We start from the raw sequence: 14194 nt of genomic DNA, 5'->3' as shown, positions 1-14194 counted from the left end.
GATCAAACTTTTTTAGAAGTTTCATATTGTGTCAATAATTTTCTTCTGAACAGGAACAGCAGTGAACTGAAAAACACCAAATACGCAATATTGAATATCGCTCCTCCAACCCATCCTGAATAAGGTAATGGCAGCATACTTTTAACAGGAATAATAAGCAATGTCAAAACAAATGGAGTCAGCAAAGCCATCCATCTCGGAAGAAGTGTTTTGTTTAAAAGAATACTCACAGCAAAGGAAATCCAGCCGACTGCCAAAACTCCAATGGCTGCTCCCCAGGCGATATTCAGCATTTTCATAAATCCTCTTCCTGTCTCTAAAAGATAAGGGTGTGAAGCGGGATCTGTATGATAAATTACTTTATAAATTTCCCCAACGTAAAAGAATCCCGCATGGCCTAGCGGAGACAAAACCGCACCAGCCAACAGAACCCAATACACCAATATAGCATACCATTTCTGAGTATCTTTAAAAAACTGATACACCAACCAACTTGCCGGAATAAGCAGCGGGCCTGTGAGTGCGCCAATTAAAGCACCAAACATCAGTCGGGCCGTTGAACCTTCTAGCATTAATGTAGCAAATTCAATATTGACCTGATTTGCATAGTTTTTTGAGAATAATGGATAATCTGCGGGGTTAGGATCAAATCCTGCTACAAAAATATCTCCAATAAGCCAGCAAATAGATACAACAATTGCGGCAACAAAAGACCATTTTATTTTATTTGAATAATTCATAAACTTTTCTGTAGATAAATAGCTAAATCATTATTGAGTGTTAGCATCTGCATTTTCTTCGTGTCTTTCTGCTGCCGATTTATCTTCTGTAACTCCGGATTTCCAGTAGGAATAGGCATAAAGTTCTTCCTGTTTCCACTGTTTTTCTTTTCTGAGATATCTGCGGATTTCTTTAACAGAAGAAAATTCTGCGGCTACATAACCGGAGCGAGAACCTTCGGGCAGCACCTGTTCTTTTACTACTTCTGCCAGTTTACTACCCTGCTGAGGGTGCTCATTATGAATCCAGATAAACTGAATATCAGCGTTGGTTTGCAGATTCTGCTCATCTTCTTTGCCATGAACCTCAATAATACATATTCCCTTAGCTTCTGTAGGAAGATCTTCAAGAATTGCAGCCAAAACCGGAATTCCTGTGGCATCTGCAACCAAAAAATAATGATCGGCTTTGCCATAGAGTTCTATTTTTCCATCTTTCATCAACACACCCAACAAATCGCCCGGTTTGGATTCAATGGCCCATGCTGAGGCCGGACCTTCGTCTCCGTGAGCGACAAAATCGATCCATATTTCGTTCTTTTCGAGATCAATTCCCCGATGGGTATAGGTTCTTATGCTGGGACGGGTTTCTTCAGGCTGAGGTTTCCACTGCATTGTATCATAATCAAATTCAGGAAAATGAATCTGCCTCACTCCTTTTGGTGGAATAAGTATTTTATTGTTTACCCCTATCGTGGTGTTCTCTATTAATGGAACCTGTTCTCCCGTTAAAAAAATCCTGATATAGTGTGGTGTGATGTATTCTTTTCTGCTTACTGTAAATTCTGCCTGTATTGCTTTAAAATTTCTCATAATACGTTTATTAAGGGTATTTTTCTGTTACATTACAAATTCTTTCGCTCTGATATGAGCATTCCACATTCTCTGATATATTTTGCTTTCTTCGAGAAGATCTTCATGTTTTCCTTCCGAAATAAGCTTTCCTTTGTCAAAAACCAGAATGGCATCTGCATCGGTAATGGTGCTTAGTCTATGGGCAATGATCAATACGGTTTTATCTTTAATCAAACGACTGAAAGCCTGTTGGATTTTGTATTCGTTTTCGGGATCTGCAAAAGCCGTAGCTTCATCGAGGATAAGGATCGGAGCATTTTTAAGGATTGCTCTCGCCAGCTGGAATCTTTGCTGCTCTCCGCCACTCAAATGTACTCCTGATTGCCCGAATAGCGTTTCGTAGCCATGAGGAAGTGATAAGATCAAATCATGAATTTGTGCCGCTTTAGCCGCTTCTATTACTTCTTCATAGGTTTTATCCATTCCCATTTTTATGTTTTCAAACATGGTCTGCTGAAACATAAAACTATCCTGAAATACAAAGGAAACCATCTTCATCAGCTGTTCCTGAGGATAATCTTTAATATTGATCCCACCAATTTTAATATTTCCTTTACTGGTATCCCAGAAGCGGGCTAAAAGCTGCCCTACTGTACTTTTACCTGCTCCTGAAGGACCTACCAGCGCTGTAATGGATTTCTCTCTAATCATAAAATCTACATTTTCCAATACAAGATTATTCTCATCATAGGCAAAACTCACTTCTTCAAAGACAATACTGAGATCTTTGGACTGACGATTTTCATGGTTTTTTTTTAAATTTTCGTGATACAAAAGGTTATCTATCTGCTCTACTCCACGGTTGATCACCGAAATCTGTATTCCCATATTACTGAGTACAAAAAGTGGTTTGATATATCCGGTTCCTAAAATCAGGAAAAGTAATAAGGTAGACAGCGTAACTCCGTTTCTAAAGTATAAATACAACCCAAGAGCCAGGACAGGAAGCATTGCATTGCTGATAAAGCTCATAAATACAGCAAATGCCGGAGTGCTGGATTTTACCCAGTCATTGACAAAACCGTTAAACTGTTTTACGGTATTTCCATATTTATCAAAGGTTTCTGCGGACTGACCAAAAATTTTCATCACAGGCATAGCCCGTACATATTCCACAATCCCGGAATTCATGTCTTCTAGTGACTGATGATAGTTTTTCATCAGAGCTTTTGATTTTTTACCTCCAAACATAAGCGGAATCCAAATTCCCAAAATGATTAAAGGAACAAAGCTGATAGCTGCCAGTCTCCAATCCTGTGAAAAGAGAAAAATAATAGTAACCACAGGCAAAGCCACACCTTTTACAAAATCCGGAATCTGGTGAGCGATAAAGTTTTCTATTCTCTCCACATCATCAGACAGAATCTTTTTCAGTGCTCCTGAGTTTCTGTTGTTGAAATATCCCATAGGAAGTTTTCCTACTTTATCTACAATGAATCTTCTTAATTCGAACAAAACATTATACGCTGCGATATGTGATAAAATTCCGGACAGAAAGAATACCGACATACTGACTACAGCTGCAACCACAGCATAGATGATATATTCTTGGGCCAGACCAAAATCTACCTTTTCTTTGGTCAGTTCACGGATAATATAAAATACCAATATATAGGGAACCAAACTCAAAAATGCATGGATTATGGCCAATAAACCGGACAGAAACAACAACATTTTTCTTCTTCCCGCGATTTCCAGCAGTCTTGCAATACCGTTCTTTCTTTTCTTAGATTCTTTCATGAAAAACAGACTTAGTTATTAAGAATGATTCTAAATAATCATTACCTTTGTGCAAAAGTAGAGTGTACAGCCAAGAGTTTGGGTATGCATAACGGAATAAAAAGTCCGCAAAAAGGAAAATCTAACCATAGGAAAGACAATGACATTACGCTTATATGATGAAAGTATCGGAAAAATGCTCATGGAGCGAAATTATCCTGATACCTATTACGCAAAAGACGGAGATATCCAGGAGTGTATTATACAGCTGAAACCTCCATATGGTAATGGGTTTTACCATGAAATATGTTTCGAAAATGTGCATATCAGTTTTGGAAATATTGCATTGGACAATAAACTTCAGCTGTATTTTGAAAGTGATTTCGATACCGTGGAAATGCATTTTGCCTTAAAAGGAAAAAGTGCGGCCAATTCTGATAATTTTGGAAAAACGGTACAGTTTGACAGCTACCAGCACAATATTATCTATGCCCATCAAATGCAGGGAAAGATGGATTTTTATGGTCCGGATCTTCATATTCTGGAAATTAATCTTGCGCCTTCTTTCTTTAAAAAATTCCTGCCGGATTATTCAGGGCTCTTTGAAACCTTCAGAAATGCTATTGAAAAACAGCAGTCATCGCTCATTAATCCTCACCACAGCCGAATAAGCCTGGAAATGTATCAGATTCTGAATGATCTTATGAACTGTGACAGAAAAGGGATTTTCAAAAGAATCTACCTTGAAGCTAAAGTAAGTGAACTTCTTCTTCTACAAATGGAGCAAATCCTTCACAATGATTCCTCAACCTCCACCCTGCCTAAAAAAGACGAAGAAAAGATCTATGCAGTAAGAGATTATATTGCCAATAATCTAGATGCCAGTTGTTCTCTCAATGAACTGGCTCATCAGGTAGGCACGAATGAATTTACTTTGAAGAAAGGCTTTAAAGAGCTTTTCGGTACTACCGTTTTTGGTTTCTGGAATGACACCAAAATGGAACTTGCGAAAAAAATGCTCCTCGACAGCGATTTGAATATCAGTGAAATTTCTGATATGATCGGATATAAAAATCCACGACATTTTTCGGCGGCCTTTAAAAAGAAATACAATGTATTACCCAGCAAAGTGGGAAGCAAATCATTCTAATTTTTGATTTAATATAAACGCCAGGCAATATTTCAGACGTTTCAGAGTTTTACTATCAATCAGAAATATCTGATGTATGGTCATCATGTTTTGCCTGTTTACGTCAATGGTGATGATCCCACCATTAAAAAAAATAACTATGAAAAATCACAAAATCACGACAATTTCCTCTTCTTTTTGTTCTCGGATGATCTCCTTCTCATCGCTCTATGATAAGATTTTCTGATCAGGAATGTCATTTTTTATATTTATTTGGAAGAAAATTCATTCAGTAAATTAAAATAATTTATTCATTCCCATAATTAAACCAATAAATGAATTAAATAATATTCCAAGCATAATATTATTTTTTATGCAACAATTTTGTTTTATTATTATTTCACATACATTGGAAAAACACTATAAAAGCTCTTATTTTCATGGATTTATTTCATAATTAAGGCTTTAGCTGTAACTAATCCCTCAATTATTCAACTAATCTTACGTCAAATAAAAACATCTATTCCTATAAAAAAGATCTACTACTTTAAAATAAACTAATGCAAATATCCTTTTTCAAAATTACAGCAGCCACCGCTGCTCTCTGTTTCAGTACCCTGGCCATTGCCCAACAAACCTACTCTGTAAGCGGAACTGTAAAAGACAAAAAAAATGGTGAATTACTGATTGGAGTCACCATCAAAGTAAGTGAAAACCCAGCCATCAATGTCGTTGCCAATGAATATGGATTTTACTCCCTTTCGCTACCAGAAGGCAATTACACTATCATTATTTCCAATCCAGGATATAAAGATTTTGAACAACAGATAACAGTAGATCAAAACATCAAATTGGATCTTCCTCTTCTTCCACAGGAGGAAACGGCAAAAGCCATCGATGAAGTAGTGATTACAGGGATTAAAAAGGATAAAAATCTCACCTCCGCTCAAATGGGAACGGAGACATTAAGCATTAAAAGTATAGAAAAACTTCCTGTTCTGTTCGGAGAAAAAGACGTGATGAAAACCATTCAGCTGTTACCGGGAATCAAAAGCAGCGGAGAAGGAAGCAGCGGATTCAGTGTAAGAGGGGGTGCCACAGACCAAAACCTAATCTTATTGGACGAAGCTCCTGTCTACAATGCTTCTCACCTTCTTGGTTTTTTCAGTACATTTAACAGTGATGCTTTGAAAGATGCAAGTATCATTAAAGGAAACAGCCCGGCCCAATACGGCGGTCGACTATCTTCTGTACTGGATGTGAAAATGAAAGACGGAAACAATAAAGACTACAACGTAAATGGAGGGGTTGGTCTTATCAGCAGCCGATTGAGCGTAGAAGGTCCTATTCAAAAGGAAAAATCATCATTCATTGTTTCAGGAAGAAGAACGTATGCAGACCTTTTCCTTAAAACAACCAAAGATTATAAAGACAACAAGCTGTATTTCTATGATCTTAACCTGAAAGCGAACTATCAGATCAATGAAAACAACCGTATTTATCTTTCCGGATATTTTGGAAGGGATGTATTGGGACTTGGTGACACCTTCAATACAGATTGGGGAAATACAACAGCAACATTGAGATGGAACAGCATCATCAGCAGTAAATTATTCTCCAACACATCATTTATCTACAGTGATTATGATTATAAAATCAGTCTGAAAAATGATGATAATGTGTTTGATCTTAATTCAAAAATAAAAGACTGGAACCTGAAGCAGGATTTTACGTGGTTTGCAGGCAATAAGCATTCTGTACGTTTTGGTCTTCAGTCTATCTATCATACCATTATCCCAAGCAGCGCTTCCGGAACGAGTGTGAGCAGCTATCCAAGAAATCCAAGATATTCATGGGAAAACGCATTGTATATAAACGACGACTTTAAGGCTACAGAGAAGCTAACCATTAATTATGGAGCAAGGCTTTCGATGTTCAGTGTATTAGGTGGAGATACTTTCAACACATATAACGAAGGAGTTCTTACAGACAGTGAGTTTTTAGAGAAAGGAAAATTCGGAAAAACGTATGTGAATATTGAACCGAGAGTTTCAGCCAACTACCGAATCAATGAAGTAAGCAGTGTGAAAGGAGGTTATTCCCGCAATACTCAGAATCTTCACCTTTTAAGCAACAGTAACAGTGGAAATCCTACCGACCAGTGGATTGGAAGCAGCTACACAGTAAAACCGGAAATTGCAGACCAGATAAGCTTAGGATATAGCAGAAACTTCAACAATAACAATTATGAGTTGAATGCTGAGGTATATTATAAATCTATGCAGAATCAGATCGATTTCAAAAATGGAGCCCAGATTGGATTTGACACCGGAGCTGATGTAGAAAGTGAACTGCTTTTCGGAAAAGGAAGAGCCTATGGTTTGGAACTTATTGCCAAAAAGAAAAGCGGAAAGCTTACAGGATGGATTTCTTATACGTTATCTAAAACGGAAAGAAAAATCAACGGAATCAACAACAACGAATGGTATAATGCGAGAATGGATAAAACCCATGATCTCTCTATTGTAGCAACGTATCAGCTGAATCCAAAATGGACCTTCTCCGGATTGTTTGTTTACAGTACAGGAAATGCCGTTACCTTCCCTACCGGAAAGTACGAACTGAATGGACAGACCGTATTCCAATACAGCAACAGAAATGCTGACAGAATGCCGGCCTACCACAGAATGGATGTAAGTGCCACTTATGAGCCAAGCACCAATAAACGTTTCCGTGGTTCATGGACTTTCGGTATATACAACCTGTATGGCCGTGAGAACGCTTATATCATCAACTTCGAAGATAATCCTGACCGTATGGGAACCACCCGCGCTACACAGGTTTCTTTATTCCGTTGGGTACCTAACATCACTTATAACTTCAAATTCTAAATCATGAAAAAATCATTTTTTATCATATTATCTTTATTTGCCTTAACTTCTTGTGAAAAAGAAATCGACCTTGATCTCAACGACCAAAGCGGTAATATTGTTATTGAAGGAAATGTAACTGATAAAGTAGGCCCTTATACTGTGAAGATCACAAAATCTGTTGGTTTTTCGGAACCTAATCAATATCCTGCTGTTACCGGAGCTCAGGTTATTTTAAGTGACAATACAGGGCAAACCGAAACACTTCATTATGTAGGCAACGGAATGTACCAAACCACAACTTTTTATGGTGACCCAGGCAGAACCTACACGCTGAAAGTGCAGGCTGAAGGAAAAGAATATACTGCTCAAAGTACAATGCCTGAACCTGTGCTTCTTACTGGATTACAGCAGAGTTCATTCAAATTTGGTGATAAAAGTACTTATACTCTTTTACCAATTTTTACAGATCCGGCTCCGCTAGGCAACCGTTATCTTTTCACTTTTACCATCAACAATCTTACGAAGAAATACATGACGGTGATGTCTGACAATGTCAACAACGGATTACCCAATCAGCAGCCTTTGATCCTTCCGAACGATGATAATAAAGGACGAGACCATGAAGTAGTGCCAGGAGATACAATTCATGTAGAAATGCAGTGCATCAGTACCAATATATTTACGTATTACAGTGCCCTTCTTCAAATTTCCGATGGTAATGGCGGAGGAGTAACACCCACCAACCCACCAAGCAATATCAGTAACGGAGCTTTGGGGTATTTTTCAGCCCATACCGTTGACAAGGATAGTTTTGTGATCCAGCAACTAACTACCCCATAAATTGAAAAAGGATATTCCAGCATTTTGGAATATCCTTTTTTATTACGCTTTAATTTATTGTAGCAATATCTGAAGGCACTCAATAAAAGCAGCCTTCATGAAAATGAAGACCGCTTTCTGGAAATGTATGAATGTTCTGAATTTAATATCCTGATTCCAAAATCTTTAAAAGCTCGGTCTGCTGAACAACATCGTTTTTGCTGCTGATCAGGTTATAATTAGCCTGAAGCCATCCGTTACGGACTACAAAAAATGTATACGCATCCATTAGCCCTTCTTTATACTTTTCTTCAGATTTCTGGAATGACAGTTTCTGGTTTTCAAAATTGGTATTCAACAGATTATATTTTTCCTGGGCATTTAAAAACTGTGCCTTAATGGAATTGATATTCTGTGTAAGATCATTGATTACCAATTCTTTATCATAATTGGAGTTAATAATATTAAGTTTTGCTATTTCTACATTCGTTTTAACCTGTAACTTATTAAAGATTGGAATATTGAGTCCAAAAAATACCGTCTGATTTTTATTCTGAGAAAACTGATCCGAAAAACGGGTATTGAAACCATCATCTTTTCCCAACACTTTGTTATAGAAGGTAGACCAGCTGTAACTTCCGTTCAAAGTTGGCAGATAGGCAGATTTGGCAATATCTTCTCTCTTTTCCTGGGCCTTAATTTCCGCGATGGCAGATTGATAAGCAGGATTTTTTTCCAACAGTTTTTGGGTAAAATCCGGATCGTGAAACTCTTCTTCAGCAGCAAGATTACCCTCTGTCATTACAAAATCTACTGAATCCTGAGTAAAAGACAATGCATTAAGCAGATTGATCTTCGCCTGATCCCGCTGATTTTTTGCAGAAACCCATTGCTCCTGTAACGTACCAAAGTTGGCTTTGATATCATACACATCACTTTTGGGCCTGTTTCCAATTTCTACTTCTTTTTCAGTTCTTTTGATCTGATCCTGCATTCCTGTGATCTGAGTTTCCAGAACTTCAAGCCAGCTTTTGCTGTTTTGATAGGTAAAAAACATTTGAATCACATTCAGTTTTACCTTATTCTGAGCCAATTTAAGTTTATAAGCACTGGTTTCTTTATTCAGTTTAGACAGAGATATATTGAGAATATTAGTCCAGTTGAAAAGACTCCAGTCTGCCTGAGCTGTAAACTGATCATATTGTGTATTGAGCGCTTCTCTCTGGTTACTCGACTGGTTAATGGAAGAACCAAAACTATAAGTATGTCTCACCCCCGCTTCCACGGAAGGCAGCAACATTCCTTTTGACCCTGTTATCAATTGATCATTTTTTGCAACATTCACTGTAGCCTGCTTCACCAAAGGATGATGAGCTACTGCATAGTTGAGACATTCCTGCAGGTTCCATGTTTGCTGAGCCGGAAAAAGGCCAACAAAAAATAGGAAAATGAAATTTTTCATGAGTACTTTCTGGTTTGAAAAAATTAAAAATAAAGTGAGCAATGTGCCCTGTTACTCATATTTCAGGTATTTTATAAGATCCACTTTTGTTGCTTTATACGCTTTGATGCTTACGACCGCAAAAGTAAGTCCCAATAAGACAAGAAAACTCAGGATAAACGGCCATACCGGCATATCAATTCTGTAAGCGAAATCTTTCAGCCATTCGTTCATCAGGAAATAACAGATCGGAATGCTTATCAGAACAGCAATGGTAGCAATCCAAAGGAACTGACGGGTTAATCCGAATACCAATGTATGATCAGAAGCTCCTAATGTTTTTCTGATAGCAACGTCTTTGAGCTTTTGCTCAATCATCAATGAAGAAAGTGCAAAAAGGCCCAGCAAAGCAACCATTAAAACCATAGCATTGAGAATGGTAAATAAGGTTTGTTGTTTTTGATACATTTCAAAAGTTTTGGCAAATTTCTGATCAAGGAAATAATAATCAAATGGGTAACCAGGTTCCACATTGCTCTGCCAGTAGGTTTTAAGTCTTTTTACTGTTCCGTCAATATCATTAGGCTCTATTTTCAATTGAATATTATAAACATTAAACCTCTTCCATTTTGTCTGCATGTAATGGAAAAATACAACCGGTTCTATCTCTGTTTTTAAGCTTCTTACGTTGAAATCTTTTACAATTCCTACAATTTTATACTTTTTGTCATCAAACCCAGGTTGAATTTCATTTTTAAAAGCATCTTCTTCGTTCCATCCGAATTTTCTTATAAAAGCTTCGTTCACCATAATATTATTGATCGTATCCGATGAAAGATTAGGATCCAGCCAACGTCCTTTTTTAAGTTTTACATTGATGAATTTCAGATAATTATAATCCATAGAACCATGCTGAGCCTGAATACTTTTACCCATAAAATCCATATTTGAGCTTCCATATCTTCCCACTCCCGGAACAGCTTCACCGTAAGAAACATCACTTACTCCCTGAATTTTCTTCATTTCAGTTCTCAGACGTTCATATTTCAGCCAAGGTTTATCGCTATTTTCACCGAAATTAATCATCAAGATTTGCCTTCCACTATATCCGAGATCTTTGTTCATCATATATTTTACCTGTTGATGAACAATCAATCCACCGATAATGAAAAATGAGGAAATCACCAGCTGTAATGTTAAAATACCGTTTCTCAGCCAAACGCCGTGTTTGCTTCTGGCAAAATTTCCTTTCAGCGTTTCAATAGCTTTGAAATTGGAAAGATATATTGCAGGAATCAGTCCTGATATAATTGTTACCAAAGTAACCATTCCAAGAGAATATGCGTAAATGTGCCAGTCATTCATTTTTATGTCTTTATCATAAAACTTGTTCAGACTCGGCAAAAGTAATTCTGTAAGGGCTAATGAAAGCAGATAAGAGGCTATACAGATCACAAAGGTTTCCAGCAAAAACTGTAGAATAAGATTAGACTTTGTACTTCCAATCGCTTTTCTCACCCCTATTTCTTTAGCTCTCTGTGATGCCTGTGCGGTTTTCAGATTAATAAAATTGATGGCTGATAAAACAACGATCAGAACAGAAAGGGTGAAAAGAATCAACAAAGTTTTGAAATCAGGATTTCCAAACCAGGAAGCTTCTGCGTGAAGTTTCAGCCGATCCAAAGGAGTCAGCAAACTGTCTGTAGGGCCATACAAATCCATATATTGCTTTACCGACAATCCGGAAGATTTTCCGTCCAGCGCTGCACGATATTCAAAAATATCTTTAATGAATTTATGTTGTACCGTGAGAGGATCTGTTCCTTTTTTCAGCATGAAAAAGCAACCGTAGCTGAAGTTTCCCCAGCTGTTTTCGTTATCTTTCATCTGACGAACAGGGTTGAAAAGAAATTCGGGTTTGATCTGTGAATTCCCTTCCGGCAGTTCATATACAGCTGTTACAATATAGTTTTTATTATCAAATTTGATGCTTTCTCCTGCCACATTGGTTCTCCCAAAAAGATTGTTGGCAGCGGTTGTGGACAGTGCAATGGAGTTTTCTGATTTCAAGGCATCTTTGTAACTGCCGGCAACCAGTTTGAAAGGGAAAAAATTGAAGAAATTTTCAGAAACTTCCATCCCCTCCTGCTGATAAAAAGTTTTATTTTTTGCAATCATCTTCAATCCTATTCCCGAGCCACTCAATAAAACATAATCCTGAACCCCCGGAACTACTTCCTTGGCACGTTTCGCCATGGGAATTGAGATGTTGTTTCCGTAAGATTTATTTTTCTTGGAGTAAGACTGAAAGAAATAAATACTTTCTTTTTTGGGATTCCATTTTTCATAGGATTCTTCGTCATTCCAATGCATAAGAATAAGCATAAAGCCTGTTAATCCTATAGTAAGTCCAAATAAATTGATGAACGTGGACAGCCAGTTTTTTTTATAATTGATCAGAGCAATTTTGATCCAGTTGGTAAGCATAATAATAGTATTATAATTAATGATAATCGACAGAATACGGAAGAGTTATTCAAATATTCCTGCATCTGCTTTTGCAAAGACATCTTTTCTCTGGGAAGCATGTTCTTCACTAAAAATTTCACCATCTTTCATATTAATGATTCGGGAAGCAAATCCTGCATCATAGGAAGAGTGCGTTACCATCACAATGGTAGATCCTTCTCTGTGGAGTTCTGCCAGGAGGTTCATTACTTCGTTTCCATTAGAGCTGTCGAGGTTTCCTGTAGGTTCATCGGCAAGGATTAGTTTGGGCTTTGTCACCAAAGCTCTTGCAACGGCTGCTCTCTGCTGCTGTCCTCCGGAAAGCTGCTGTGGATAATGCTTGGCACGGTGAGCAATATTGATCTTTTCCATAATTTCTTCTACTTTTCTTTTTCTTTCTGAAGAGGAGAAACCGTTGTATATTAATGGAAGTTCAATGTTTTCATAAACCGTCAGCTCGTCGATCAGGTTAAAATTCTGGAAGATAAATCCTATATTTTTTTTACGAACGTCTGATTTTTTTCTTTCGCTCAAGCCCATCATCTCTGTTGTTTCAAATTGGTATGAACCTGAAGAAGCACTGTCCAGAAGTCCAATAATATTTAGAAAAGTAGATTTCCCACATCCTGAAGGGCCCATTATAGCGAGAAATTCTCCCTCTTTAATACTTAGACTTACCTCATTCAGAGCGTTGGTCTGTACATCTTCTGCTCTATAGATTTTTGAAAGGTTATGTATATTGATCATGATAACGTTTTTTATTAATTTAATTGATTAAGTTCGTTGATAGCTAGTGGCAATGAAAGGTTAAAAATATTCATCTTTTTACTTTTTAATATCGAGAATTTCATATTTTTTCAAATCTGAATAATCAGAGGTAATAACTGTCTCTCCTACTTTTAGGCCAGACAATACTTCATAATAAAGAGGATTTTCTCTTCCCAGGCTGATGGTTCTCTTTTCTGCTTTATTCCCTTTAACGACAAAGATCCATTTTCCATTGGTGTCTTTTGAGAAATTTCCTTTGGGTATCATAATACTTTGGGTATCGGCTGAAAGTTTCAGTTTTACTCCGAATGTCATTCCTATTTTCAGGTTGTCAGGTTTTTTGTCTGTAAAGCTCAGCTCTACAAGAAACTGCCCGTCTTTTACTTCCGGTAGAATTTTTGAGATCATTACTTCATACGATTTATCATTGTTGTCCAGCATTCCTTTGATCCCATTCTGAAGTTTATTGATATAATATTCATCTACTTTGGCAACCAGCTTATAGCCGTCCATCAGGTCAATTTTCCCTATACTCTGACCTGTGGTAAGATTCTCTCCCATCGAAATAACGAATGAAGAAAGCCTTCCGGAAGCTGGAGCCACAATAAGAAAATTATTTTTATTGGACCTTAAAATCTGAAGACTCTTATCCATTTGTCCCATAGAATTTGTAATAGCAGACATTTGAGCGTTTCTTGAGCCTTTTTCCGTGGAAAATCCTTTTTCAACAATAGATTTTCTTTGTTTTTGATACGTAAGATTCTGTACACTGATGTCATAATCTGTCTTTTTACCAATTTCTGCATCATAGAGCCTTTTTTGCAGATTAAAAGTCTGAAGCGCCGTATTATAATCATTCTGTGCCTGCAGAAGTTCTTTGTCCTGCGCCAGCTCCTGATTTTTCAGTTCAAGAAGTGTATTTCTCATCTGGCTGATCTGCTGCATAATCCCCGTTTCCTGGTTCATATAATTAAATTCGGTATTGGGATTATACACTCTTGCTATGGGCTGGTCTTTGGTAAGCATCTGCCCATCCTCAGTAAAAATTTCTTTTACTGCTCCGCCTTCCAAAACATTGATTAAAGATGAATTGAGAGATTGAGTCTGTGCTGTAACCATCAACATGTCTTCAAACTTTCCCTGGGTTACCTCATCGGTCTGAATATTTTCTACAGAGACATTATACGTTTTTTTCTGTTGTACAAAATACAAACTGGAAAGTGTCAGAAACACCAATATTGCCAATCCACTTAAAACAAATTTTAATTTCGATTTCTTTTTTACTATTTTCGTATCCATATTA

Annotated in this window: 10 protein-coding genes; 3 read left to right on the top strand and 7 right to left on the bottom strand. The window is 37.2% G+C overall.

The genetic code is table 11. The features are described 5' to 3' along the window. Positions 1 to 2: 2 nt before the first annotated feature. The 3 genes from ACL9RH_RS02755 to ACL9RH_RS02745 are packed head-to-tail and all read right to left on the bottom strand — an operon-like array spanning position 3 to position 3374. Positions 3 to 740, bottom strand: a complete 738-nt coding sequence (locus ACL9RH_RS02755) for a DUF6796 family protein (protein ID WP_422691805.1) — start codon at positions 738 to 740, stop codon at positions 3 to 5. 30 nt (positions 741 to 770) lie between these two features. After that, positions 771 to 1592 carry a siderophore-interacting protein gene (locus ACL9RH_RS02750; protein ID WP_422691804.1) on the bottom strand — a complete coding sequence of 274 codons (822 nt, stop codon included), beginning with the start codon at positions 1590 to 1592 and terminating at the stop codon, positions 771 to 773. A gap of 27 nt (positions 1593 to 1619) precedes the next feature. Next, positions 1620 to 3374 (bottom strand): ABC transporter ATP-binding protein, encoded by a 1755-nt coding sequence (locus ACL9RH_RS02745; protein ID WP_422691802.1) that lies wholly within the window; start codon positions 3372 to 3374, stop codon positions 1620 to 1622. A gap of 139 nt (positions 3375 to 3513) precedes the next feature. On the opposite strand from ACL9RH_RS02745, the gene ACL9RH_RS02740 reads away from it, so the two are divergent. The 3 genes from ACL9RH_RS02740 (at position 3514) to ACL9RH_RS02730 (ending at position 8195) form a co-directional block, all read left to right on the top strand. After that, positions 3514 to 4503, top strand: coding sequence for a helix-turn-helix domain-containing protein (locus ACL9RH_RS02740; protein ID WP_422691801.1), 990 nt, complete (start codon positions 3514 to 3516; stop codon positions 4501 to 4503). A gap of 539 nt (positions 4504 to 5042) precedes the next feature. Continuing rightward, complete coding sequence (locus ACL9RH_RS02735; protein WP_422691800.1) at positions 5043 to 7373, top strand: TonB-dependent receptor; 2331 nt, start codon at positions 5043 to 5045, stop codon at positions 7371 to 7373. A gap of 3 nt (positions 7374 to 7376) precedes the next feature. Then, positions 7377 to 8195 carry a DUF4249 domain-containing protein gene (locus ACL9RH_RS02730; RefSeq protein ID WP_422691799.1) on the top strand — a complete coding sequence of 273 codons (819 nt, stop codon included), beginning with the start codon at positions 7377 to 7379 and terminating at the stop codon, positions 8193 to 8195. A 142-nt stretch (positions 8196 to 8337) separates the two neighbouring features. On the opposite strand, the gene ACL9RH_RS02725 is transcribed toward ACL9RH_RS02730, so the two are convergent. From ACL9RH_RS02725 to ACL9RH_RS02710, 4 genes are all read right to left on the bottom strand, one after another. Next, entirely contained in the window at positions 8338 to 9636 is a 1299-nt protein-coding gene (locus ACL9RH_RS02725; protein WP_422691798.1) for a TolC family protein, read from the bottom strand. 51 nt (positions 9637 to 9687) lie between these two features. Then, positions 9688 to 12102 (bottom strand): ABC transporter permease, encoded by a 2415-nt coding sequence (locus ACL9RH_RS02720; protein WP_422691797.1) that lies wholly within the window; start codon positions 12100 to 12102, stop codon positions 9688 to 9690. A 45-nt stretch (positions 12103 to 12147) separates the two neighbouring features. Beyond that, positions 12148 to 12870 (bottom strand): ABC transporter ATP-binding protein, encoded by a 723-nt coding sequence (locus ACL9RH_RS02715; RefSeq protein ID WP_422691796.1) that lies wholly within the window; start codon positions 12868 to 12870, stop codon positions 12148 to 12150. A gap of 78 nt (positions 12871 to 12948) precedes the next feature. Continuing rightward, positions 12949 to 14190 carry an efflux RND transporter periplasmic adaptor subunit gene (locus ACL9RH_RS02710; RefSeq protein WP_422691795.1) on the bottom strand — a complete coding sequence of 414 codons (1242 nt, stop codon included), beginning with the start codon at positions 14188 to 14190 and terminating at the stop codon, positions 12949 to 12951. Between the last annotated feature and the right edge of the window lie 4 nt (positions 14191 to 14194).

Source organism: Chryseobacterium sp. Mn2064 (assembly GCF_049319685.1).
In the GTDB taxonomy this organism is placed as follows: Bacteria; Bacteroidota; Bacteroidia; order Flavobacteriales; family Weeksellaceae; genus Chryseobacterium.
This window is presented reverse-complemented; position numbering and strand designations above follow the sequence as displayed.

Bases quoted from the DNA above. Each gene is read 5' to 3' on its own strand.
- ACL9RH_RS02740 (WP_422691801.1), top strand. From the start codon at position 3,514: ATGACATTACGCTTATATGATGAAAGTATCGGAAAAATGCTCATGGAG.
- ACL9RH_RS02720 (WP_422691797.1), bottom strand. From the start codon at position 12,102: ATGCTTACCAACTGGATCAAAATTGCTCTGATCAATTATAAAAAAAAC.
- ACL9RH_RS02710 (WP_422691795.1), bottom strand. From the start codon at position 14,190: ATGGATACGAAAATAGTAAAAAAGAAATCGAAATTAAAATTTGTTTTA.
- ACL9RH_RS02725 (WP_422691798.1), bottom strand. From the start codon at position 9,636: ATGAAAAATTTCATTTTCCTATTTTTTGTTGGCCTTTTTCCGGCTCAG.
- ACL9RH_RS02745 (WP_422691802.1), bottom strand. From the start codon at position 3,374: ATGAAAGAATCTAAGAAAAGAAAGAACGGTATTGCAAGACTGCTGGAA.
- ACL9RH_RS02730 (WP_422691799.1), top strand. From the start codon at position 7,377: ATGAAAAAATCATTTTTTATCATATTATCTTTATTTGCCTTAACTTCT.
- ACL9RH_RS02750 (WP_422691804.1), bottom strand. From the start codon at position 1,592: ATGAGAAATTTTAAAGCAATACAGGCAGAATTTACAGTAAGCAGAAAA.
- ACL9RH_RS02735 (WP_422691800.1), top strand. From the start codon at position 5,043: ATGCAAATATCCTTTTTCAAAATTACAGCAGCCACCGCTGCTCTCTGT.
- ACL9RH_RS02755 (WP_422691805.1), bottom strand. From the start codon at position 740: ATGAATTATTCAAATAAAATAAAATGGTCTTTTGTTGCCGCAATTGTT.
- ACL9RH_RS02715 (WP_422691796.1), bottom strand. From the start codon at position 12,870: ATGATCAATATACATAACCTTTCAAAAATCTATAGAGCAGAAGATGTA.